At 54.4% G+C, this 24,147-nt stretch carries 18 protein-coding genes; 10 read left to right on the forward strand and 8 right to left on the reverse strand.

Features of this window, described 5'->3' with window-relative positions:
* Nucleotides 1–9: 9 nt before the first annotated feature.
* Nucleotides 10–1,917: an ABC transporter ATP-binding protein gene (locus Q3V30_RS13885; RefSeq protein ID WP_306206572.1), complete on the reverse strand. Its 1,908-nt coding sequence runs from the start codon at nucleotides 1,915–1,917 to the stop codon at nucleotides 10–12.
* Between the two features lie 6 nt (nucleotides 1,918–1,923).
* The gene (gene rlmKL, locus Q3V30_RS13890; RefSeq protein WP_306206573.1) at nucleotides 1,924–4,041 is read right to left on the reverse strand and encodes a bifunctional 23S rRNA (guanine(2069)-N(7))-methyltransferase RlmK/23S rRNA (guanine(2445)-N(2))-methyltransferase RlmL; all 2,118 of its coding nucleotides are present in this window, start codon (nucleotides 4,039–4,041) and stop codon (nucleotides 1,924–1,926) included.
* Nucleotides 4,042–4,187: 146 nt separating this feature from the next.
* Between rlmKL and Q3V30_RS13895 the strand changes: the two genes are divergently transcribed.
* Nucleotides 4,188–5,300: a YcbX family protein gene (locus Q3V30_RS13895; protein ID WP_306206574.1), complete on the forward strand. Its 1,113-nt coding sequence runs from the start codon at nucleotides 4,188–4,190 to the stop codon at nucleotides 5,298–5,300.
* 2 nt (nucleotides 5,301–5,302) lie between these two features.
* Here Q3V30_RS13895 and Q3V30_RS13900 read toward each other — a convergent pair whose 3' ends face one another.
* The gene (locus tag Q3V30_RS13900; RefSeq protein WP_306206575.1) at nucleotides 5,303–5,848 is read right to left on the reverse strand and encodes a cell division protein ZapC; all 546 of its coding nucleotides are present in this window, start codon (nucleotides 5,846–5,848) and stop codon (nucleotides 5,303–5,305) included.
* A gap of 163 nt (nucleotides 5,849–6,011) precedes the next feature.
* A complete protein-coding gene (gene pyrD / locus Q3V30_RS13905) occupies nucleotides 6,012–7,022 on the reverse strand; it encodes a quinone-dependent dihydroorotate dehydrogenase (RefSeq protein WP_306206576.1) in 1,011 nt (336 codons plus the stop codon).
* Between the two features lie 367 nt (nucleotides 7,023–7,389).
* Between pyrD and ssuE the strand changes: the two genes are divergently transcribed.
* Genes ssuE through ssuB form a run of 5 tightly spaced genes read left to right on the forward strand, consistent with a single transcriptional unit; the run spans nucleotide 7,390 to nucleotide 11,651 of the window.
* Nucleotides 7,390–7,941 carry an NADPH-dependent FMN reductase gene (ssuE, locus tag Q3V30_RS13910; RefSeq protein WP_306206577.1) on the forward strand — a complete coding sequence of 184 codons (552 nt, stop codon included), beginning with the start codon at nucleotides 7,390–7,392 and terminating at the stop codon, nucleotides 7,939–7,941.
* Between the two features lie 9 nt (nucleotides 7,942–7,950).
* A complete protein-coding gene (locus Q3V30_RS13915) occupies nucleotides 7,951–8,907 on the forward strand; it encodes a sulfonate ABC transporter substrate-binding protein (RefSeq protein WP_306206578.1) in 957 nt (318 codons plus the stop codon).
* A gap of 13 nt (nucleotides 8,908–8,920) precedes the next feature.
* Nucleotides 8,921–10,072, forward strand: a complete 1,152-nt coding sequence (ssuD, locus tag Q3V30_RS13920) for an FMNH2-dependent alkanesulfonate monooxygenase (protein ID WP_306206579.1) — start codon at nucleotides 8,921–8,923, stop codon at nucleotides 10,070–10,072.
* A 2-nt stretch (nucleotides 10,073–10,074) separates the two neighbouring features.
* Nucleotides 10,075–10,866: an aliphatic sulfonate ABC transporter permease SsuC gene (gene ssuC, locus Q3V30_RS13925; RefSeq protein ID WP_306206580.1), complete on the forward strand. Its 792-nt coding sequence runs from the start codon at nucleotides 10,075–10,077 to the stop codon at nucleotides 10,864–10,866.
* Nucleotides 10,863–11,651 carry an aliphatic sulfonates ABC transporter ATP-binding protein gene (gene ssuB, locus Q3V30_RS13930; RefSeq protein ID WP_306206581.1) on the forward strand — a complete coding sequence of 263 codons (789 nt, stop codon included), beginning with the start codon at nucleotides 10,863–10,865 and terminating at the stop codon, nucleotides 11,649–11,651. Before ssuC ends, ssuB begins: the two co-directional genes overlap by 4 nt.
* A gap of 442 nt (nucleotides 11,652–12,093) precedes the next feature.
* On the opposite strand, the gene pepN is transcribed toward ssuB, so the two are convergent.
* Nucleotides 12,094–14,709, reverse strand: coding sequence for an aminopeptidase N (gene pepN / locus Q3V30_RS13935; RefSeq protein ID WP_306206582.1), 2,616 nt, complete (start codon nucleotides 14,707–14,709; stop codon nucleotides 12,094–12,096).
* 248 nt (nucleotides 14,710–14,957) lie between these two features.
* On the opposite strand from pepN, the gene pncB reads away from it, so the two are divergent.
* The 4 genes from pncB (at nucleotide 14,958) to Q3V30_RS13955 (ending at nucleotide 20,607) form a co-directional block, all read left to right on the forward strand.
* Nucleotides 14,958–16,178, forward strand: a complete 1,221-nt coding sequence (gene pncB / locus Q3V30_RS13940) for a nicotinate phosphoribosyltransferase (protein ID WP_306206583.1) — start codon at nucleotides 14,958–14,960, stop codon at nucleotides 16,176–16,178.
* 179 nt (nucleotides 16,179–16,357) lie between these two features.
* Entirely contained in the window at nucleotides 16,358–17,758 is a 1,401-nt protein-coding gene (gene asnS, locus Q3V30_RS13945; RefSeq protein ID WP_306206584.1) for an asparagine--tRNA ligase, read from the forward strand.
* A gap of 301 nt (nucleotides 17,759–18,059) precedes the next feature.
* Nucleotides 18,060–19,208 carry a porin OmpF gene (gene ompF / locus Q3V30_RS13950; protein WP_306206585.1) on the forward strand — a complete coding sequence of 383 codons (1,149 nt, stop codon included), beginning with the start codon at nucleotides 18,060–18,062 and terminating at the stop codon, nucleotides 19,206–19,208.
* A 208-nt stretch (nucleotides 19,209–19,416) separates the two neighbouring features.
* Nucleotides 19,417–20,607, forward strand: a complete 1,191-nt coding sequence (locus Q3V30_RS13955; RefSeq protein ID WP_306206586.1) for an amino acid aminotransferase — start codon at nucleotides 19,417–19,419, stop codon at nucleotides 20,605–20,607.
* Nucleotides 20,608–20,813: 206 nt separating this feature from the next.
* Here the strand turns inward: Q3V30_RS13955 and Q3V30_RS13960 are convergent, their stop codons facing one another.
* The 3 genes from Q3V30_RS13960 to ldtD all read right to left on the reverse strand — a co-directional run bounded on the left by Q3V30_RS13960 (nucleotide 20,814) and on the right by ldtD (nucleotide 24,034).
* The gene (locus Q3V30_RS13960) at nucleotides 20,814–21,443 is read right to left on the reverse strand and encodes an MBL fold metallo-hydrolase (protein ID WP_306206587.1); all 630 of its coding nucleotides are present in this window, start codon (nucleotides 21,441–21,443) and stop codon (nucleotides 20,814–20,816) included.
* 44 nt (nucleotides 21,444–21,487) lie between these two features.
* A complete protein-coding gene (gene mepK, locus Q3V30_RS13965; RefSeq protein ID WP_306206588.1) occupies nucleotides 21,488–22,036 on the reverse strand; it encodes a peptidoglycan L,D-endopeptidase MepK in 549 nt (182 codons plus the stop codon).
* A 186-nt stretch (nucleotides 22,037–22,222) separates the two neighbouring features.
* Nucleotides 22,223–24,034 carry a L,D-transpeptidase gene (ldtD, locus tag Q3V30_RS13970; protein WP_428979210.1) on the reverse strand — a complete coding sequence of 604 codons (1,812 nt, stop codon included), beginning with the start codon at nucleotides 24,032–24,034 and terminating at the stop codon, nucleotides 22,223–22,225.
* Nucleotides 24,035–24,147: the final 113 nt, after the last annotated feature.

Here is a 24,147-nt window from a genome sequence, read left to right on the forward strand (position 1 = left end):
ACTTAAGCATCAGCCGTTTTTCAACGATTCCAGGTATTCCCAGCGTTCAAAGGCGACTTCCAGCTCCTGTTCAGCCGCAGAAAGCGCGTCCAGCACGGGCTGAGTGATATCATGAGGCTGGCTGAAGAACTCGCCATCCGCCACTTTGGCCTGCAACGCTTCCAGCTTGCTCTCCAGCTCTTCCATTTTCTGCGGCAGCTGTTCCAGTTCGCGCTGCAGGTTATAGCTTAGCTTACTGGCAGCACGTTTCTCTGGCTCTACTTTGCTGGTTTCCTGACGGGCGACCGGCGCAGCTTTTCCCTGGGCGCGAGTTTGCTTATAGGCTGCACGCTGCTTTTGCGCATCATGATAGCCGCCAACAAACGAGCCAATCTCGCCGTTGCCTTCAAAAATCCAGCATTCGGTCACGGTGTTATCCACAAACTGACGATCGTGGCTCACCAGCAGCACGGTGCCCTGATAACCATCCACCAGCTCTTCCAGCAGCTCTAACGTTTCCACGTCCAGGTCGTTGGTAGGCTCATCGAGGATCAGCAAGTTACTTGGCTTCAGGAACAGCCGAGCCAGCAACAGACGGTTACGCTCCCCGCCTGATAATGCACGAACCGGCGTCATTGCACGTTTCGGATGGAACAGGAACTCCTGCAGGTAACCCAGCACATGGCGTGGCTTACCGTTAACCATCACTTCCTGCTTACCTTCTGCCAGGTTATCCATCACCGTACGGTCCGGATCCAGCTCGGCACGGTGCTGGTCGAAGTAGGCGACCTCCAGTTTGGTACCGATGTGGACGCGTCCACTGTCAGCTTTAAGCTGACCCAGCATCAGCTTCAGCAGCGTGGTTTTGCCGCAGCCGTTGGAGCCAATCAGGGCGATCTTGTCGCCGCGCTGAACCTGAGTAGTGAAGTCACGTACCAGCTGCTTACCGCCAACGCTGTAGTTAAGGTTTTCCATCTCAAAGACGATCTTGCCCGAGCGGGAAGCCTCCTCCACCTGCATATTGGCTTTGCCCATCACTTCACGGCGCTCCGATCGCTCGTTACGTAAGGCTTTCAGCGCCCGGACACGACCTTCATTACGCGTGCGGCGAGCTTTAATGCCCTGACGGATCCACACTTCTTCCTGCGCCAGCTTGCGGTCGAACTCCGCATTCTGCATCTCTTCAACACGCAGCGCCTCTTCTTTGCTTGCCAGATAGAGGTCATAGTCGCCCGGCCAGGAAACCAGCTTGCCGCGGTCGAGATCCACAATGCGGGTCGCCATGTTGCGGATAAAGGAGCGGTCATGGGAGATAAAGATGATGCTGCCCTGGAAGGTTTTCAGGAAGCCTTCCAGCCAGTCAATGGTTTCGATGTCCAGGTGGTTAGTGGGCTCATCCAGCATCAGCACGCGCGGGTTGCTCACCAGCGCGCGACCCAGCGCGGCTTTACGCAGCCAGCCGCCGGAAAGTGAGGATAACGGCGCATCGGCATCCAGGCCAATCTGCTTCAGCACGTCATGAATGCGGGTTTCCAGCTGCCACAGATTCTGGTGATCCAGAATAGTTTGCAGGCGGCCCATCTCGTTTAAGTTTTTGTCGCTGGGATCGGTCATCACCAGGTGAGAAATCGCATGATAGGCCTTCAGGTATTCAGCCTGTTCATCCACCCCTTCTGCCACAAAGTCATAAACAGACCCCTGAACGTTACGCGGAGGATCCTGCTGCAGGCGTGCCACCACCAGGTCCTGCTCATAAATGATGCGGCCATCATCCAGCGGCTGTTCGCGGTTGATAATTTTCATCAACGTGGATTTGCCCGCGCCGTTACGCCCTACCAGACAGACCCGCTCATTCTCTTCAATGTGCAGTTCGGTGTTATCCAACAACGGAGCGTCACTGAAGGAGAGGTACGCACCATGAATACTGATTAATGACATAAAATCTTATTCCTTACCGGCGTGAGCGATCAGCCAGCAGTTATGTATTTGACGGTTACGGGCAAAATCCTGCGACTGGGTTTTGGCGGTGATATCCTGCGCAGCAAGATTCAGCTCAGCCAGACCGTCGAGGTCCATTTTGAAACCGCGTTTGTTATTGGAGAACATAATGGTGCCGCCTTTACGCAGCAGCCTTTTCAAATCTTTCATCAGCAGCAGATGGTCACGCTGAACGTCAAAACTCTCTTCCATACGCTTGGAGTTGGAGAAGGTTGGCGGATCGATAAAGATCAGGTCGAACTGCTCATCCGACTCTTTCAACCAGCTCAGGCAGTCCGCCTGCATCAGGCGATGCTGACGGCCCGTCAGGCCATTCAGACGCAGGTTACGCTCTGCCCACTCCAGATAAGTGCGTGACATATCTACCGTGGTGGTACTTTTCGCGCCGCCCAGCCCGGCATGAACGCTGGCGCTGCCGGTATAGGCGAACAGGTTCAGGAAATCTTTCCCCTTGCTCATCTGACCCAGCATTTTACGGGCGATGCGGTGGTCGAGGAACAGACCAGTATCCAGATAGTCAGTGAGATTGACCCACATTCTGGCATTGAACTCGGAAACTTCGAAGAAGTCGCCTTTATCGCCCAGCTTCTGATACTGGCTTTTGCCTTTCTGACGCTCACGGGTTTTCAGTACCAGACGGTTAGAAGGCAGCTCCAGCACGCTGAGCGTGGCCGAGATCACATCAAACAGCCGCTGGCGCGCTTTAGCGGGCTCGATGGTTTTGGGCGGCGCATACTCCTGCACCACGACCCAGTCGCCGTAGCGATCCACAGCAACGTTATAATCTGGCAGATCGGCATCATAAATGCGATAGCATTCAATGCTTTCCTGACGCGCCCACTTTTCAAGCTTCTTGAGGTTTTTACGTAGGCGGTTAGCATAATCCTCCGCAATCTGCCCGACCGCCCCAGCGGAAGGGTTGCTGGCCAGCTGGTAATTTTTCTGCACGCAGTCCAGCGGGCCATTCTTCGCTTTAAACTGGCGATCGGCACGCAGTTGCAGGCAGCTTAAAAGCTCCGGAGAGGCGCTAAATAAGGAGAGATTCCAGCCGCCAAAGTGACTTTTTACAATCCGGCCAAGCTGGCTGTGAAGCGCAATCAGTGCCGGTTCGCTCTCCAGACGTTCGCCGTAAGGCGGGTTGCTGAGCAGTGTGCCCACCGTGCCTTCCGGCAACGGGTTGTTGAGCTTCAGCACATCCTGCACGGTGAAGCTTATGACCTCGCCCAGACCGGCACGACGCGCATTGGCACGAGCGCGTTCAATCACCCGGGAATCGTTGTCATAGCCGTAAAACCGGGATGAAGTTTCCTGCAGACCGCGTCTGGCGCGGACCTGCGCCTCGCTGGTGACTTCACGCCATAACGCGTCATCAAATTTAGCCCATGCGGTAAAGCCCCAGTGTGGGCGATGCAGGCCCGGCGCGCGATCGCTGGCGATCATCGCCGCTTCAATCAGTAAGGTTCCCGATCCACACATCGGATCGATCAGCGGCGTACCCGCCTGCCAGCCGGAACGGAGCACGATGGCCGCTGCCAGATTCTCTTTCAACGGCGCCTGACCGGTTTGCTGACGATAGCCGCGCTGATGCAGGCCTTCGCCGCTTAAATCGAGAGCGATACTGGCGGTATCTTTATTAAGCCAGACGTTGATGCGAATATCGGGCTGCTCGCGATCCACGTCAGGACGCGGCAGATTTTTACGGGTGAAGCTGTCCACAATGGCGTCTTTTACTTTTAACGCACCATACTGGCTGTTGCGGATCACCTCGTTCAGGCCGCTGAAGTGCACCGCAAACGTTTTGTCGCTGCCGAACATCGCTGGCCAGTCGATAGCCTGCACCCCCAGATAGAGGTCCAGATCGCTGTAGACGCCGCATTCAGTCAGCGGCAGCAGAATGCGCGAGGCCAGACGGCTCCACATCAAACTTTGGTACATCAGACGATCGTCACCCTGATAATGTACGCCGCCCTGGACGATCTGGCAGCTTTGCGCACCCATCGCTTCCAGTTCACTTTTTAACAGCTCTTCGAGCCCACGCGCCGTACTGGCAAACAGAGAATTCATAGTGTCACTTATCGTCTTCAGAAAATTGCTGCGCATTATAGCTAATCGCAGGCACATGTCATAAAGTTAGCTTCTTTTCCGCAGGCACCCCGCCGCTTTTCTTGCCTGTCGTTTGTTTTTTCCGCTTTATCTGCCCGGAGAGCATCATGATTAGCCTGTCTCGTCTCTACATTCACCCGGTGAAATCGATGCGCGGTACGCAGGTTTCCCATGCGCAGGCGCTGGAGAGTGGGCTGGCATTTGACCGCATCTTTATGATTACGGAGACGGATGGCACCTTTATTACCGCGCGCCAGTATCCCGAAATGGTGCTGTTTACCCCGGCACCGATCCCGGAAGGGCTATTTCTCTCTGCGCCCGATGGCACCAGCGCCACCATCCGCCTGGCGGACTTTGCCAGCGATGGCGCGCCTACCGAAGTGTGGGGCAACAGCTTCACCGCACTGATAGCGCCGGATGCGATCAATCAGTGGCTCAGCGCCTTCTTTCCCCGCCCCGTTCAGCTCCGTTGGGTAGGCCCGGAGATGACGCGCCGGGTGAAACGCTTTGAACAGGTGCCGCTGGGCTTTGCAGATGGCTTCCCGTTTTTGCTGATTAACGAAGCCTCGCTGCACGACTTACGTCAGCGCTGCCCGGCAGGCGTGAAGCTGGAGCAGTTCAGGCCTAATATTGTGGTCACCGGCGCTACGGCATGGGCGGAAGACAGCTGGTCAACCGTGCGCATTGGCGACATTCTCTTTGACGTGCCAAAGCCCTGCAGCCGGTGCATCTTTACCACCGTCAGCCCCGAACGCGGCCGCAAGCATCCCAGTGGTGAACCGCTCGCCACACTACAAAAATTCCGTACCGCGCTGGATGGCAGCGGCGACATCGATTTTGGCCTTAACCTGATCGCCCGATCCAGCGGGATTATGCACACAGGAGACGAACTTCAGGTTCTGGCCAGTAAGCCGCCCCGCCCTTATGGTGCGGGCCAGGTCTCTGAATCACTGGAAGTAGAAAACAGCAGCGCGGCTAGCGTCGCCATAAGCTGGCAGGGTGAAACCTTCATGGGGAATAACCAGCAGGTGCTGCTGGAGCAGCTGGAAATGCAGGGCTACCGTATTCCCTACTCTTGCCGGGCCGGGATTTGTGGTAGCTGCAGGATGACGCTGGTTTCAGGGGACGTTAAGCCGATGAAGAAAGGTGCCGTTCGTGAAAACGGAACAATCCTCAGCTGCAGCTGTATTCCAGCCGGTAATATCGTCCTGACTGAATAAACTTAAACCGCCTGCGCCAGCTGTAAAAGGCGGGATTGCGCATGCGGCCGTAACCGGTCGTGCATGACTTTGATCGCATCACCCAGCACCATGCCGCGTCCTGCCAGCGTGAGCTGAGGCTGAGCAAGCAGGCAGAGTGCAGCATTTTCACCGCTTTCCACCACCAGCAACACGGCCTGTTCGCCGTTTTCACACAGCTTCACGCTGACCAGCTCACCCGCTGTCGGCGTCCAGCCACCCTGCCGGTGCGTTTCGAAATGCCAGCTTTTTGGCATCAGCGGCTTCAGGAAACGGCAGGCGATCAGCGCGTTCAGTACCAGCTCTGCACGCTGATCTGCGTTCAGCTCGCAGCAGCGGCAATTTTCTTCAAAGGTAAAAAAAAGCGCCGCGTCATCAACGCAGAAGCCTGACGTGGTAAACGCATCAGGGGAGAGCATCTTGCGGGGAAAGCGGGAGCGGAACAGCATCCCATCAGCCAGGTCCAGCATCATGCGGTCGTGTTCTGCATCAAAAAACCAGCGCCAGCTGTCGTCAGGTTTAATTCTCATGATGGATCCCGTTGTTTTAATATGACCCTTCTCGCTCTGGATTTGAAAATTAATGTCAACTCGCCGGCGGGTCAAATCAGGCTAAATAATGGATAAACAGAAGAAAATATAAACGAGCCAGCGGCGAAAATAAAGCCCCTGGCCGTTTTAACTAAGAATTACCTTAGAGATGGGTCACAATTTCTTTTATCAACGGCGGCCCTTTATAAATAAAGCCGGAGTAGATCTGCACCAGCGAGGCGCCCGCCGCGATTTTTTCACGGGCAGAAACCAGGGAATCAATGCCGCCTACGCCAATAACGGGCAGCCTGCCCTGCAGCTCTTTTGCCAGGCTGCGAATAATTTCAGTACTTTTTAACTGCACCGGGCGCCCGCTTAAACCCCCCGCTTCTTCGGCATATTTCAGGCCGCTAACCAGTGAACGATCCAGCGTAGTATTGGTGGCTATCACACCATCAATATTATGGCGCACCAGACTGTCAGCGACCTGCACCAATTCTTCTTCTGAAAGATCGGGGGCAATTTTTACCGCGACGGGAACATATTTGTGATGCAATGTTTCAAGATCTTTCTGTTTTTGTTTAACCGCAATTAAAAGATCGTCCAGTGCTTCGCCATATTGCAGCGTGCGTAATCCCGGTGTGTTTGGCGAGGAGATATTAATCGCAATATATCCGGCATAGGCATAAATTTTGTCCATACAGGTAAGATAATCTTCTTTACCTGACTCTACCGGCGTATCTTTATTTTTGCCGATATTAATCCCCAGTACGCCATCAAAATGGGATTTTTTCACGTTCTCAACCAGGTTATCCACGCCAAGATTATTAAATCCCATGCGATTAATGATCCCCTCGGCTTCCAGCACGCGGAACATGCGTGGCTTGTCATTACCCGGCTGCGCGCGCGGCGTGACGGTGCCGATTTCAATAAACCCAAAGCCCATTGCGCCGAAAGCGTCAATACATTCCCCGTTTTTATCCAGACCGGCAGCGAGGCCCAGCGGATTTTTAAACGTCAGGCCCATACAGTTAACCGGTTTAAAAGGCAGAGACTGGCGCACCAGATGCATTAAAGGCGTACCTGTAACACGGTGCAGCTGCTGTAACGTCAGCTCATGGGCACGCTCCGCGTCAAGCTGAAACAGCGCCTTACGGACAAAGGGGTAGTACATGATCGCTCCTGAATGCCCGAGATAACAGGCCTGGATAGGACAAAAGTTGTTATCGCCTGGCGACAGCAACCCTGAAAAGTGCGTTTTGCGTCACTCTACAGCGCTCCCCTTTATTCTCTGTTGCCGGAGGGCCTGAACGGTCAAAGTGCGGTGCAGTGACGCTGCAGGCGCGGGGGAAAATGGTAAAGTCCTTTACGCGGAAAGTAAAACGTTAGCGTTTAATAATCCTGCCTCTTATGCGCTATTGCCAGAATCCGACTTAAATATGCCGGATAAATCATTTAAGCCTCCTGCTCCTCTCTGTCAGGATAGACCTCACAGTTACCGAATTTCTTAGTTCAATAACTTTTGGTTATAAGGAGAGGTTATGCGCGTTATTACTCTGGCGGGAAGTCCTCGCTTTCCTTCACGCTCTACCGCCCTGCTGACGATCTGTCAGCAGCTGCTTGAAAAACGCGGTGTGGAAGTTATTCCCTGGAATCTGCATAACTTTGCTCCTGAAGATCTGCTCTATGCTCGTTTTGACTCCCCGGCTCTGCTGGCGCTGAAAGAGGATTTAGCCCAGGCTGACGGACTTATCGTGGCGACGCCCGTTTACAAAGCCTCTTTTTCCGGCGCGCTAAAAACGCTGCTGGACCTGCTGCCTGAACGTGCCCTGGAACACAAGGTGGTGCTGCCACTGGCTACAGGCGGTACTGTCGCCCATATGCTGGCCGTGGATTATGCGCTTAAGCCCGTTCTGAACGCCCTGAAGGCACAGGAAGTGCTGCACGGCGTGTTTGCCGATGACACCCAGATCGCCCACTACGATCGTACCCCTGAACTCTCCCCTCTTTTAAAAGATCGAATCGATGAGTCCGTTGAGACTTTCTGGTCTGCGCTGGCTCGCCGCCATCAACCGTTTGCCGTCGCGGTATAAGGAAGAGAGATGACGCTTTTAGCCCGTATTTTTTCTGCCCTGGCGCTGACCAGCGTGCTGGCAGGTTCGGCTGTTGCTGCCGACACAGACGCACCCAAAACGTTTCGCATCGGCTACCAAAAAGGGTCGGTGAGCATGGTATTAGCCAAATCGCATCATCTGCTGGAGAAGCAGTTCCCGCAGACGCAGATTAAGTGGGTGGAATTCCCGGCAGGCCCGCAAATGCTGGAGGCATTAAACGTCAACAGCATCGATCTGGGCAGTACGGGTGATATCCCGCCAATCTTTGCTCAGGCCGCCGGTGCGGATCTGCTTTATGTCGGTGCAGAACCACCAAAACCCAAAGCTGAAGTGATCCTGGTGCCTAAGAACAGCCCGTTTAAGGCGGTGGCCGATCTGAAAGGACATAAAGTGGCTTTCCAGAAAGGTTCCAGTTCACACAATTTGCTGCTGAGAGCGCTGGCAAAAGCGGGATTGTCATTCAAAGATATCCAGCCTGCCTACCTGACGCCTGCCGATGCCCGTGCAGCCTTCCAGCAGGGCGATGTTGATGCCTGGGCTATCTGGGATCCCTACTATTCCGCCGCGTTGCAGCAGGGTGGCGCGCGGGTGCTGACTGACGGTAGCCAGCTCAATCAAACCGGCTCCTTCTATCTGGCAACGCGCCCATTTACGCAGGCAAACGGGCCGTTTATCAGTAAAGTGCTGGCCACCTTCAGTCAGGCTGACGCGCTGACGCTGAGCGACAGAACGCAAAGTATTGAGCTGCTGGCCCAGGCGATGGGATTGCCGAAGCCGGTGGTGGCAAGTTATCTGGATCATCGTCCACCGACCAGCATCAGCCCGGTCAGCGAGAAAACGGCACAGGCGCAGCAGCAAACCGCCGACCTGTTTTATGCCAACCAGTTAATGCCGGTAAAAGTTGAGATCGCCAGCCGTATCTGGCGGCCCACCAGCGCAAACTAATCAGGAGTTCATCATGAGTCTTTCCGTTTTCTGGTTTTTACCCACCCACGGTGATGGCCACTATTTAGGCACGGCAGAAGGCGCCCGCCCGGTCGATCACGGCTATTTGCAGCAGATTGCTCAGGCTGCCGATCGCCTGGGTTTCGGCGGCGTGCTGATCCCTACCGGTCGCTCCTGTGAAGATGCCTGGCTGGTTGCCGCCTCGCTGATCCCTGTCACGCAGAGGCTGCGCTTTCTGGTGGCTTTACGCCCCGGCGTGATTTCGCCCACTCAGGCCGCGCGCCAGGCTGCAACGCTGGATCGTCTCTCAAACGGGCGTGCTTTGTTCAACCTGGTCACCGGCGGAGATGCTGAAGAGCTGGCGGGTGATGGCGTGTTCCTCGATCACACCGAGCGTTATGCAGAATCGGCCGAATTTACCCGCGTCTGGCGCCGGGTGCTGGAAGGAGAAACGGTCGATTATGAAGGCAGGCATGTGCACGTTCGCGGCGCCCGATTAATGTTTAAACCCGTACAGCGGCCGCGCCCGCCCTTATGGTTCGGCGGCTCGTCAGATCCTGCTCAGGACCTGGCGGCTGAGCAGGTTGATGTCTATCTGACCTGGGGCGAACCGCCTGCTCAGGTAAAAGAAAAAATCGATCGGGTGCGGGCTAAAGCTGCTGCCCAGGGGCGGAGCGTGAAGTTCGGCATTCGTCTGCACGTCATTGTGCGTGAAACTAATGAAGAGGCCTGGCAGGCTGCAGATCGGCTGATCTCACATCTGGATGATACCACCATTGCTAAAGCGCAGGCCGCGCTGGCAAGGACAGATTCAGTAGGCCAGCAGCGTATGGCTGCCCTGCACGGCGGCCGCCGGGACAAACTGGAAATCAGCCCTAACCTCTGGGCTGGCGTAGGCCTGGTTCGCGGAGGGGCGGGAACGGCTCTGGTGGGTGACGGCGAAACCGTCGCCGCAAGAATGCAGGAGTATGCCGATCTGGGGATAGAAACCTTTATTCTTTCCGGCTATCCGCACCTTGAGGAGGCGTATCGCGTCGGCGAACTACTCTTCCCTCATCTGGATTTAGCGGTGCCTGAAGTGCCACAGCCTCGCGTCGTTTCCGCTCATGGTGAAGCGGTAGCAAACGATTTCACACCGCAAAAAGTTTCTCAGAGTCAGAGGTGAAGATGAATAAGCCGCTTTCACGTTTGGCTAATCAGCTGGTGCCCTGGGCGCTTCCGGTGCTGCTGATTGTGGTCTGGCAGATTGCCTCTCAGGCTGGCTGGCTTTCCACGCGGATCCTGCCCTCTCCTGAAGCCATTCTGATCACTTTCTGGAAGCTCTCTGCCAGCGGCGAGCTCTGGCAGCATCTTGCCATCAGCAGCTGGCGGGCAGCCGTAGGCTTCACCATCGGCGGTTCGATTGGCCTGATACTGGGGCTGATCACCGGGATGTCGCGGCTTGGCGAACGCCTGCTGGATACCTCGGTACAGATGTTGCGTAACGTGCCGCATCTGGCGCTGATCCCACTGGTGATCCTCTGGTTTGGTATTGACGAGTCAGCCAAGATTTTTCTGGTGGCGCTCGGGACAATGTTCCCCATCTACCTGAATACTTATCACGGTATTCGTAACATCGACCGTGGGCTGGTTGAGATGGCCCGCAGCTATGGCCTCTCTGGCTGGAGCCTGTTTATTCAGGTGGTGTTGCCGGGCGCCCTGCCCTCGATCATGGTAGGCGTACGTTTTGCGCTGGGCCTGATGTGGCTGACGCTGATCGTGGCAGAAACCATTTCCGCTAATTCAGGAATCGGTTATCTGGCGATGAATGCCCGCGAGTTCCTGCAAACTGACGTGGTCGTGGTGGCCATTATTCTCTATGCCCTGCTCGGAAAACTGGCTGATGTCAGCGCGCTGTTACTGGAACGCGTCTGGCTGCGCTGGCATCCCGCTTATCAACTGAAAGAGGACAACGCATGAGCGAGTTAACGCCTTCTCCGGCACGCCTCAATGCCGGAACGCCGCTGGTGATCGGCGGCGTCAGCAAGCAGTACAGAGACCGGACGGTCCTGAATAATATCGATCTGCATATTCCCGCCGGACAGTTTGTGGCGGTTGTGGGCCGCAGCGGCTGCGGGAAAAGTACGCTGTTGCGCCTGCTAGCGGGCCTGGAGAAGACCACGTCAGGGAGTTTACTTGCCGGAAACGCGCCGCTCAGTGATGCGCAGGATGACACCCGCCTGATGTTTCAAGATGCAAGATTGCTGCCCTGGAAAAGTATCATTGATAACGTCGGGCTGGGCCTCAAGGGCAAGGCCTGGAAACAGAACGCGCTGGAGGCGCTGGAAGCTGTAGGGCTGGCCGACCGGGCGAAAGAGTGGCCAGCCGCGCTTTCCGGCGGGCAAAAGCAGCGCGTGGCGCTGGCCCGTGCACTGATCCATCGTCCTGGTCTGCTGCTGCTGGACGAACCGCTGGGCGCGCTGGACGCCCTGACCCGTATTGAAATGCAGGATTTGATCGAGTCGCTCTGGCAGAAGCACCACTTTACCGTACTGCTGGTGACGCATGACGTCAGTGAAGCGGTAGCGATGGCTGACAGGGTGCTGCTGATAGAGGAGGGAAATATCGGGCTGGATCTGCAGGTGGATCTTCCTCGTCCACGCCGCAAAGGATCGGTGAGGCTGGCAGAGCTGGAGGCAGAAGTGCTGGATCGGGTGATGAAGCGTTCGCCGGCGGCAGCGGAAAAACGTTACGCTCAGCGGTGATAAAAGAGGTCAGCAGGTTAGCCTTGAAAGGCTATTACTGAACCTGAAGCGCGGCGAACATAATCGGCTCACAAGTGTGGAAGTAAAACTATGCTGGCGTAATCTGCCGTAAAGATGTGCAATAAAAAACGTGCTGGCATGGCTGGCATAAGCTGCTCACAAAGACGCAAAAAGCGTCATCCCTGACAGCTCGGGCCGCGCCGTCCATGGCGCGGCACGCTTTGTTCCCAGCTTATGCCAGCCACGCTTCACGTCCAGCGATAGCCTTTAAAAGGCAGTAAAGTCATCAGTGCTTAAGTTGAGCAATTTCCTGTTTAAAGCAGATAAGTCATCCGTGCTCAAGTTCAGCAATTGCCTGTCTTAAGCAGAAAAGTCATCCGTGCTTAGTTCGGCTATTGCCTTTCAGGGGCGGATTCTTATCCGCCCCTTTACTCAACGAATATCAGGCATTCAGCGCTTTACTGATTTTCTCGTAAAGATCGCCAGAGAGTTTATCCAGCCCTTTCAACTGCTCCAGCGCCTTACGCATCAGCGCCTGACGGCCAGCATCATAGCGTTTCAGACGAATCAACGGTTCAATCATCCGTGCCGCAACCTGTGGATTACGCGTATTCAGATCGGAGAGGATCTCCACCAGGAACTGATAACCGCTGCCGTTAGCGGCGTGGAAGGCTGAAGGGTTAGCCGACGCGAACGCGCCAATCAGCGCACGAATGCGGTTTGGATTGCTGAGCGTAAAGGAGCGGTGGCTCAGTAAGGCCCGAACGCGGTTCAGCACGTCTGGCGCCGGACTGGTAGCCTGCAGGGCGAACCATTTATCCATAACCAGTCCATCCTGATGCCAGCGCTCATCGAACGCCACCAGCAGCGCCTCACGGCAGGGAAGCTGCGCCGCTACGGCAGCCGCCATTGCCGCCAGCGAATCGGTCATGTTATTCGCCTTGCTAAACTGCGCCTTAACCAATTTGTCCGCCAGCTCAACATCGCCAAAGGCCAGATAGCCCAGGCAGACATTTTTCAACGCGCGCTTGCCAATCTCCGCATGTTCAATACGGTAATCGGTGCTCTGGTTGGCGTTATAAACCGCCAGCCACTCATCAGCCAGCTCGGTCGCCAGCAGGCGTACCAGCGAAGCACGCACATCTGCAATCGCCTGTGGATCGATGATCTCAAACAGCTCGGCTATCTCATTTTCACTTGGCAGCGAAAGGATCAGCGCCATCAGCGCCGGGTCGCTGTTCTCTTCCAGCAGCACCGCGCGGAAGGCGTCAGCGACATGCAGCGGCAGCGAAAGCGGCTGACCCTGTTGTTGGCGGGCGACATTCAACTTGATGTAGGTTGCCAGCAGGCTCTGCGCCGCATCCCAACGGGCAAAGTCATTACGGGCATGGCGCATCAGGAAGGTAAGCTGCGCATCGCTCCAGTTATAGTCAAGCTTCACCGGCGCGGAGAATTCCCGCAGCAGCGAAGGTACCGGCTGGAAATAGACTTTATCAAAGATGAAGCTCTGGAACTCTTCGGTGACGTTGAGCACATTATGGACCGGATGGCCGTTATGCTGCAGCGGGATAACCTTGCCCTCGCCATCATAGAGTTCGATATCCAGCGGGATATGCAGCGGCAGCTTCTCTTTTTGATCGGCAGTGGCCGGCGTTCTCTGCGTGACGTGCAGCGTATACTGCTCCAGCTCGGGGTTGTAATCGTCGCGAATGGAGAGGATCGGCGTGCCGGACTGACTGTACCAGCGGCGGAACTGCGAAAGATCGACATTGGAAGCATCTTCCATCGCCTGCACAAAGTCATCGCAAGTTGCCGCGCTGCCGTCATGGCGTTCAAAATAGAGCTGCATGCCTTTCTGGAAATTCTCTTCTCCCAGCAGCGTATGCATCATACGGATCACTTCTGAACCCTTCTCATACACCGTCAGGGTATAGAAGTTGTTCATTTCGATCACCTGTTCAGGGCGGATCGGGTGCGCCATCGGGCTGGCATCTTCAGCAAACTGAGCGCCACGCATAATGCGGACGTTATCGATACGGTTCACCGCACGAGAGCCTAAATCGGAGCTGAACTCCTGGTCGCGGAACACCGTCAGCCCCTCTTTCAGGCTGAGCTGGAACCAGTCGCGGCAGGTCACGCGGTTGCCGGTCCAGTTATGGAAATATTCGTGGCCGATCACCGCTTCAATGCCGAGGTAATCTTTATCGGTGGCAGTTTCCGCCTTCGCCAGCACATATTTAGAGTTAAAGACGTTAAGGCCTTTGTTCTCCATGGCGCCCATGTTGAAGAAGTCCACGGCGACGATCATAAAGATGTCCAGGTCATACTCCAGACCAAACCGCTCTTCATCCCACTTCATGCTGTTTTTCAGCGAGGTCATCGCCCAATCTGCACGGTCCAGATTGCCGCGATCGACAAAGATCTCCAGCGCAACGTCACGGCCTGAGCGGGTTTTAAAGCTGTCGCGCAGCACGTCAAAATCACCGGCCACCAGCGCAAACAGGTAACAAGGTTTCGGGAAGGGATCTTCCCATTTCATCCAGTGACGGCCATCTTCCATCTGGCCACCGTCAATGCGGTTTCCGTTGGAGAGGAGATAGGGAAAGAGCGTCTGTTCGGCAATAATAGTGGTAGTAAAGCGGGCCAGTACATCCGGGCGATCAAGATACCAGGTAATATGCCGGAAGCCTTCAGCTTCACATTGCGTACAGAGCGCTTCACCCGATTTATAGAGGCCTTCCAGCGCGGTATTCTGGTCAGGATGAATGTCATTGACGATTTTCATCGTGAACGTCTCTGGCAACTGCTCAACGATCAGCGCCCCCTCTTCAAGGCGGTAGTGCGCCCAGGCAACGTCATCTATCTCTAGCGAGATAAGCGTGAGATCTTCCCCATCCAGGCGCAGCTCTGCCCCTTCAGCGCCCAGTTTTTTGACGCGGCTGATGGCGGTCACCTGGGTAGTGCTGGCATCCAGATTGAAAGTCAGATCGATATCGGTAATGGTAAAATCTGGAGCACGATAATCATGGCGATTTTTGGCTTGTGGCAGTTGCGTCATAAGTCCTTCTCACGTCGATAATTAGTTAACCTTTTCAAGTCTATTCCTGTTAGCGCGATGTTGCCATGTAGAATCGCGCTGCGGGGGGAATAGCGCCTTAAAAGACACATCCCATTAACAAGCGCACGGATTGCCCTCGACCTTGTCCGCTGAATTGTGTTGTGATCGGGTTCAATAAATGAGGAATCAAGTTATACTCCTGCGTCATTTCTTTTTTTATAACCAGGGATAACGCTCTTCGCCAGAGGATGCTGAAACGCACCATGACACGACATGCTACCCCGATCCTGACCACGTTGCTGGACACGGACGCCTATAAGCTGCATATGCAGCAGGCCGTGTTCCACCGTTATAAAAAAGTTTCCGTGGTGGCCGAGTTCCGCTGCCGGGGCGACGACCTGTTGGGTATTTATGCTGATGAGATTGTCCGGGAGATAGCCTCAATGCAGGCGCTGGCGCTGACGGATGAAGAGGCCGACTATCTTGCTACCCTGCCTTTCTTTAAGGCGGACTATCTCGCCTGGCTGCGCCAGTATCGTTACGATCCTTCACTCGTCCGCGTTCGCAACCATCAGGGCAAGCTGGATATTCGTATCAGCGGTTCATGGCTGGATGTGATCATGTGGGAAGTGCCGCTGCTGGCGCTGATCAGTGAGGTGGTGCATCGCCACCGCTCGCCGCTGGTTACCGCAGCGATGGCCGTCGATCATCTGCAGACCCGTCTGGCCGATTTCAAAACCATGACGGCCGATCTCGATATGTCCCGCTTTAAGCTGATGGACTTTGGTACGCGCCGTCGTTTCTCCCGCGAAGTGCAGCAGGCGATTGTCGGCACGCTCAAGCAGGAGTTCCCGTGGCTGGTAGGTTCCAGTAACTATGACGTTGCCCGTCGGTTAAACATCACACCGGTGGGCACGCAGGCACATGAATGGTTTCAGGCGCATCAGCAGATCAGTCCGGTTCTGGCAAACAGCCAGCGGGCGGCGTTGCAGGCCTGGCTGGATGAATATCCTGATACTCTGGGAATAGCGCTGACCGACTGTATCACTATGGATGCCTTCCTGCGTGATTTCGGCGAGAACTTTGCCACCCGTTACCAGGGGCTGCGCCATGACTCGGGCGACCCGGTTGAATGGGGCGAGAAAGCTATTGCGCATTACGAGAAGCTTGGTATCGATCCTCGCAGCAAAACGCTGGTCTTCTCCGACAACCTCGACCTGGAAAAAGCCGTGGCGCTTTATCGCCACTTTGGCCAGCGCGCTAACGTTATTTTTGGCATCGGCACCCGTCTGACCTGCGATATCCCGCAGGTTAAGCCGCTGAATATCGTCATTAAGCTGGTAGAGTGTAACGGCAAGCCAGTGGCTAAACTCTCTGACAGCCCGGGCAAAACTATTTGCCAGGACAAAGCCTTCGTTCGCGCCCTGCGTAAAGCCTTCGATCTGCCGCTGGTGAAAAAAGCCAGTTAGTCCCAGCTTTAGAAGAGAAGAGGCTCCCCCCTCTTCTCTTGTTAACACTGCCGAATATCTGAATAAATCTCCCGCAGAACAACGAATTCTTCTTGTGTCTCGCCTGTCGGCAAGTAACATAGCACTACCCCAAATCCGGGGTAATTTTCTTTAATCCTGATTAATAGTGAGAGACTTTTATGAGCGTTGTGCCTGTAGCGGATGTACTGCAAGGCCGGGTCGCGGTTGACAGTGAAGTCACCGTACGCGGCTGGGTACGTACAAGAAGAGATTCAAAAGCTGGTATTTCCTTCATCGCCGTGTATGACGGCTCCTGCTTTAATCCCGTCCAGGCTGTCGTCAATAATTCTCTGAATAATTATCAGGACGAAGTGCTGCGACTGACTACCGGCTGTTCCGTAGCGATCACCGGTAAAGTGGTGGAGTCACCGGGCGAAGGCCAGAGCTTTGAAATTCAGGCGACCCATGTGGAAGTGGTAGGCTGGGTTGACGATCCGGATACCTATCCGATGGCCGCCAAGCGTCACAGCATTGAGTACCTGCGTGAAGTGGCTCACCTGCGCCCGCGCACTAACCTGATTGGGGCGGTTGCCCGCGTTCGTCATACGCTGTCACAGGCTCTGCACCGTTTCTTTGATGAGCAGGGTTTCTTCTGGGTCTCCACCCCGCTGATCACCGCTTCCGATACCGAAGGCGCCGGGGAAATGTTCCGCGTTTCCACGCTGGATCTGGAAAACCTGCCGCGCACGCCTGAAGGGAAAATCAATTTTGACGAAGATTTCTTCGGTAAAGAAGCGTTCCTGACCGTCTCCGGGCAGCTGAATGGCGAAACCTACGCCAGCGCCCTCTCCAAAATTTATACCTTTGGCCCTACTTTCCGCGCGGAAAACTCCAATACCAGCCGTCACCTGGCTGAGTTCTGGATGCTGGAGCCGGAAGTTGCTTTTGCCGATCTGGAAGATAACGCTGCCCTGGCGGAAGCGATGCTCAAGTATGTCTTCAAAGCGGTTCTGGAAGAGCGCGCTGACGATATGGCTTTCTTTGCCGAACGCGTAGACAAAGAGGCGATTACTCGTCTGGAGCAATTTGTAACCACTGATTTTGCTCAGGTTGATTACACCGATGCGGTTGAGATCCTGATTAACTGTGGTGAGAAATTTGAGAACGCCGTCTCCTGGGGCATCGATCTCTCTTCTGAACATGAGCGTTACCTGGCAGAAAAACACTTTAAAGCGCCGGTGGTGGTCAAAAACTACCCTAAAGATATCAAAGCGTTTTATATGCGCCTTAATGACGACGGCAAAACCGTTGCAGCGATGGACGTTCTGGCTCCGGGTATTGGTGAAATTATCGGAGGTTCGCAGCGTGAAGAGCGTCTTGATGTACTGGATGCCCGCCTGGCCGAAATGGGTCTGAATAAAGAAGATTACTGGTGGTATCGTGACCTGCGTCGCTACGGCACCGTTCCTCATTCCGGCTTTGGATTAGGTTTCGAACGGTTAATCGCTTATGTCACTGGTGTGCAAAATGTAAGGGATGTTATCGCCTTCCCAAGGACGCCACGTAACGCCACCTTCTGATTTAACGCATTAAATATAAGAAATTCATATATATACTCAAGGTCAGCTCTGCTGGCCTTTTTTTATTTTTGTAAATTTAGAGATGGTTCACAAAGTTCCGTGTTTTTTACATTTTGTAATACATATTTTCCTCCTGTAACCAGAATAGGAGATTAGTAGCATTTTCGGGCTAGATAATCGTCTCAGTGAATGGAAAGATGCGTGCAGACACAGGAAGACACCAAACTCTCTTCAGGGTTCTGTAAAGAATGGTTGACGGCAGTGGCAGGTGTCCAAATAACTCCAATGAGGGTAATAAAAAATGATGAAGCGCAACATTCTGGCACTGGTTATCCCGGCCCTGTTAGCAGCTGGTGCAGCCAATGCAGCAGAAGTTTATAACAAAGACGGCAACAAGCTGGACCTCTATGGTAAAGCTGTTGGTCTGCACTATTTTTCTGACAACGACGGTAACGACGGCGATCAGTCTTATGTTCGTTTTGGTTTTAAAGGTGAAACCCAGATCAACGACATGCTGACCGGTTACGGCCAGTGGGAATACAATTTCCAGACCAATAATTCTGAAGGTTCTGATGCACAAGACGGTAATAAAACTCGTCTTGGCTTCGCAGGTCTGAAATTTGCTGAGTTTGGTTCAATTGATTACGGCCGTAACTATAGCCTGCTTTACGACCCAATGGGTTGGACAGATATGCTGCCAGAATTTGGCGGTGATTCAGCTTATACCGATATCGGTGTCCTGGGCGGCCGTACTACAGGCGTCCTGACCTATCGTAACACCAACTTCTTCGGCCTGGTTGATGGCTGGGACTTTGCTGTTCAGTATCAGGGTAAAAACGACCGTGATGACATTCGTCGTGCTAATGGCGACGGCTACGCGCTCTCTACCAGCTACACCTCACCAATCGGTTTAGGCGTGTCAGGTGCTTACGGTTCATATGACCGTACCAATGCGCAAGCTTCAGGTGTTCGTGCTGTGACTAATGACGATGGCGATACTGTAGGAACGCTCAATAACGGTGCCGGCAAACGTGCAGAAGCATGGGCAACTGCTATTAAGTATGATGCTAACAACATTTATCTTGCCGCTATGTACGGTGAAACCCGTAATGCAACGCCATTCTCTACTACTGGTGTAGCAGACAATGGAGAAACTGGCGATGTAAGTTCTTTTGCTAATAAAGCACAGAACTTTGAGTTGGTGGCACAGTATCAGTTCGACTTCGGTCTGCGTCCTTCCCTGGGCTACGTCCAGTCTAAAGGCAAAGATATTGGCAATGGCGTTGGCGATGCTGACCTGATCAAATATGTTGAGGTTGGCGCTACTTATTACTTCAACAAAAACATGTCAACCTATGTTGATTACCAGATCAACCTGCTGGATGACAATAACCCACTGGGTCTGAACACCGACGACACTGTTGCACTTGGTCTGGTTTACCAGTTCTGATTGCCTGCCGGGGTGATTCGTCATCCCGCGCAAACTCAAAACGGGGCTTCGGCCCCGTTTTTGTTTACTGCACTTCGCTAATCCCTGCTCCTTTGATCTTCCCCCGCTTCTTTCCCGTAATTTTAAACGCAAACGGTTGGCATTTTGTGCGCCGTGGCGGTAACCTGAGTGCACATTTCGCTCCAGATTACGCTAACGGACTCCGACTATGTTTGAACGCATTGCAGCTGCACCCGCCGACCCCATTCTTGGCTTAGCCGACCTCTTCCGCGCCGATGACCGCCCAAATAAGATCAACCTGGGCATTGGCGTCTATAAAGATGAAACCGGTAAAACCCCAGTTCTGACCAGCGTGAAGAAAGCTGAGCAGTACCTGTTAGAGAATGAGACTACCAAGAACTATCTCAGCATTGATGGCCTGGCCGATTTTGGGCAGTGCACTCAGGAGCTGCTGTTCGGGAAGGATAATGCCCTGGTTGGTGCCAAACGCGCCCGCACGGCGCAGACGCCTGGTGGTACCGGTGCCCTGCGTGTCGCGGCTGACTTTATTGCCACCCAGACCAGCGCTAAGCGTATCTGGGTAAGTAATCCAAGCTGGCCCAACCATAAGAACGTCTTCGAGTCTGCTGGTTTAGAAGTCTGTGAATATCAGTATTACGATGCGGCTAACCACTCGCTGGACTTTGCCGGCATGATTAACGTGCTGCGTGAGGTTCAGGCCGGTGATATCGTACTGTTCCACGGCTGCTGCCATAATCCAACCGGTATCGATCCTACCGCTGAGCAGTGGGCAGAGCTCTCTGAGATGTCGCTGGCTAACGGCTGGCTGCCGCTGTTTGACTTCGCCTATCAGGGCTTTGCCCGTGGGCTGGAAGAGGATGCTGAGGGCCTGCGTATCTTCGCTGCCAGCCATCAGGAGCTGATTGTTGCCAGCTCCTACTCCAAGAACTTTGGCCTCTATAACGAACGCGTTGGCGCCTTCACGCTGGTAGCCAGCGAAGCCGCCGTTGCGGACACCGCCTTCAGCCAGGTTAAAGCCACCATCCGTGCTAACTATTCCAATCCGCCTGCTCACGGCGCCGCGGTGGTTGCCACGATTCTGAGCAACGATGCGCTGCGTGCTCTCTGGGAGCAGGAGTTAACGGATATGCGTCAGCGTATTCACCGCATGCGTCAGCTGTTCGTGAACACCCTGCAGGAGAAAGGCGCGAAAGGGGACTTCAGCTTTATCATTAACCAGAACGGCATGTTCTCATTCAGTGGGCTGACTAAAGATCAGGTGATTCGCCTGCGTGAAGAGTTTGGCGTCTACGCCGTCAATTCCGGGCGTGTTAACGTGGCAGGAATGACGCCAGATAATATGGCTCCACTGTGCGAAGCCATCGTGGCGGTACTTTAAGCTCTGCGTTCTCCTGACCGATGCATAAAAAATGCCTGCTTACAGCAGGCATTTTTTATTGGGGTGTACGGCTCGGGGTGAAACAAGCTTTATCTTAAGAGAGCAGTTAAGCATACAGTAGTGAAGGCATTATCTTCAGAGAGGACTAGCTTGCAGCAGGCATTGTCCTCAGAAACTGGTTTACCTGCTGGAAAGGCCCGGCGCTGTTACTGCAGGAAAGGATTCGAGATCCGTTCGCGTCCCAGCGTGGACTTTGGCCCATGGCCCGGCAGGAAGGTCACATCATCGCCCAGCGGCAGCAGTTTATTGACGATTGAGGCAATCAGATCATCATGGCTGCCCTGCGGGAAGTCAGAGCGTCCCACGCCACCGTTGAAAATCACATCGCCAGAGACCAGCAGGCGTGAAGCCCGGTCAAAAAAGACGATATGCCCTGGCGTATGGCCCGGACACAGCAGGATCTCCAGGTTGATCTGCCCCAGCTGCACAGTTTCACCCTCTTCTAACCAGCGATCGGGCGTCAGCGGCGCACAATAAGGGAAACCAAACATCTGGCTTTGCGAAGGCAGACCCTCAAGCCAGAAGGCATCGGCTTTATGCGGGCCGACAACCGGCACCTGATAGAAGGCAGCGAGTTCTGCGGCAGCTCCGACGTGGTCAAGGTGACCATGCGTCAACAGGATTTGCGTTACCTTTACGCCCTGCTCTGCCACCCGGGCCTGAATAGTTCCGGCATCGCCACCGGGATCCACCACTGCGGCTTCCAGCGTGGAGGGGCACCAGATCAACGAGCAGTTCTGGGCGAATGCCGTTACCGGGATAATTTGATAGTCCATAACGCTCCGTTACCGGCGAGCCATGGCCCTGCCGGAATCTCATCTTACCAGTGCCGTGTCGGCCCGGTATCAATATGCACAAAGTTACTACTCGGATAGTATCCTACACCACCCGCGCGCATGGAAAGCGCCGCTTTGCGTACATTGCTCAATGAAATTCCTTCGATATGAAAATCCATCGCCTGACCCAGGGTGTGATAACTGTGTTTCGCCACCCCTTTACTGTGCGCCCGCAGCGAGTTGTTGGTCGCCAGAGAGCGATAGCCGGAGATCAGCTGAACCGGTTTGCGCGTATCCAGCATCGCCTGCAGCCTGTAGAGCTGGTCGAAAAGTTTGGGGTCGATGCTCTTGATTTTATTGGCCCGGTAATCACGGAAGAAATGGTTAAGGCGCGTCAGCTCATCCTTGTCGTAACTTTTGCCGTTAAAAAACTCCGTTTTGAGCGTTTCACCGGTATGCAGGTTATTCAGTGTTAATACACGGGGACGTGAAGTGGAAAGCGAAGCGAAAGCCTGACCGGGAAGGAGCGCTAAACCCAGCGCAGCCCCACCCAGAGCCAGCCACTTACGGCGATGAGAGTCGAAACTATTCATTAATCTGTGTTACCCAGCTAAATTGTTCTGAAAGGGTGTAAAAGCACACCGTCCCGAACCATAACTGGGGATAAGTACTGAGTCAACACGCTAAATGTGACAGGCAAGACAATTCAACGAATGATTGTCCTGCCTGTAAAAAGCCCGCGCATTTGGCTTAGAGAGGAATACCTGAAGAATCAAGCGTTAGAGCATTAATTGACCAGCAGCGCTCATGCTCTGTACGCCTGAACGCGCCGTCATATCATAATTGTAAATATCTGTGCGATATTGCGCCTTGCCATCTTCCGCTACCCAGGCCGTGAGATAGTAGAGATTAACCGGAATGCGGTGACGAATAGGCACATAACGCGTCTCACCTTCTTTCAGCGTGCTGGAAATTCGGGTGTCGTTCCAGCCCGCATCCTGCAGCAGAAGGTTGGCCAGATCGGACGCCTTATTCACGCGAACGCAGCCTGAACTCAGAGCGCGGATATCTTTCTGGAACAGGTTATGGTTCGGCGTGTCATGCAGGTAGATCGCATCAGAGCTTGGCATATTGAACTTATAGCGTCCCAGCGAGTTCGTCGCGCCCGGTGCCTGGCGAATGCGGTAAGGGAAAGAGGCTGCAGAGACCATGCTCCAGTCAATCATTGAGGGATCGATCACCTCTGCATCATTACTCCAGCCTGAAAGCAGCGTGTAGTTATGCTTGTAGAGATAAGCGGGATCCTGCTTCACTTTCGGCACAATATCTTTGCGCACCAGCGTGGTCGGCACATTCCACGGCGGATTGAGCACCACGTTATTCAGAGCGCTACGCATCAACGGCGTTTTACGATCTGGCCTTCCGACAATAACCCGCGACGCCAGAATCTGATTACCGTTGAGATAATAGATCAGAGAGTAGTTAGGAATGTTTACCATAATGCCGTTATGCATATCATCCGGCAGCAGGCGCAAACGTTGAATATTCAGCGCCAGCAACGAGGCCCGAAGCTGAGGAGAAACGTTCAACCATTCGCGGGTTCTGGGGCCAATAGCGCCATCGGGCTCTAACCCCTGCCAGCGCTGGAAACGCTTAACCGCTTCGACAAGATCAGCAGAGTAGATCTTTGTGGGATCTGCTGGCACAGCTTCGCCCTGAACCTGGCCCACGGCCTCTGGAATGGCAGGCTGAGTATTGGGATCCTGCGGCACCGCAGTTGCCGAAGGGCTGACCGCGATCTCTTCATCAACAAACCCAGCGGGAACCTGTGTAGTGGGCACCGTATCTTCTGTGGGTTTAGGGGTATCGCTGCCTGGCGTCATCATCCCGGTGCGCTGCAAAATTTCACGCAGTGAAGGGACGTCATCACTTAACTGACCCGGTTTCAGCGTCTGCTTATCAGCCAGCTGCGGCCAGGGATGATTGTCCGCCAGCAGCGTTTTCAGCGCCTGATGCATCAGCACATACTGGGGATGCTGAGGGGCTAAAGAGTGGACAAAAACGGCCGTCCCGCCCTGATTAACCGCCCGCTGCCACTGATTAATCACCGAGAGCGCCGGCACTTCAAGCTTATAGGGGACGTTGCTGTAAAGCCATGTCTCCCCTTTCGCTGGCACCGTAGAGACAAACTGCAGATAGCCCAGCATGGCGTCAGAGAGCACCACATCCCGCGCCATACCCGTTATCGCTGGATTAGTCAGCAGCTTAACCCACTGCGTAAACTGCGGCTGTACGCCCGAAATGGCCACTTCCGCCAGCTGCTGCTGGAACTGCTGGACGGCCTGTCGATCCTGCCACATCGGTTGCATATTATGGGCGGCATAGAGCGGTGCGAGTGCGGTGAGATAGAAAGGCTTGTAGCCAGCAGGCAGCGTGGAGAGCAGCTCTCCCCGGGCCTGAGTTGCGGTATAGCTGGCGGGAGCAGAAACAGGTGGGATGCCTGCCACAGCAGGCTGTATCTGCCCCAGGGCCATCACCAGCCCGGCGCTGAGCAGCGTCACTCTTGCACTACTTAATCTTGTCAGCAACATCCCTTGCCCCCTGTTTGATTGCCAAAACAGATAAAGCGCATCTGTTTAAAAGTCATTGTTATCAGTATAGAAAAAGAAAGCGGCATTCGCTGTAAATAGAGCCAATGCCGCAG

The sequence above is a fragment of the Erwinia pyri genome (assembly GCF_030758455.1).
GTDB lineage: Bacteria > Pseudomonadota > Gammaproteobacteria > Enterobacterales > Enterobacteriaceae > Erwinia > Erwinia pyri.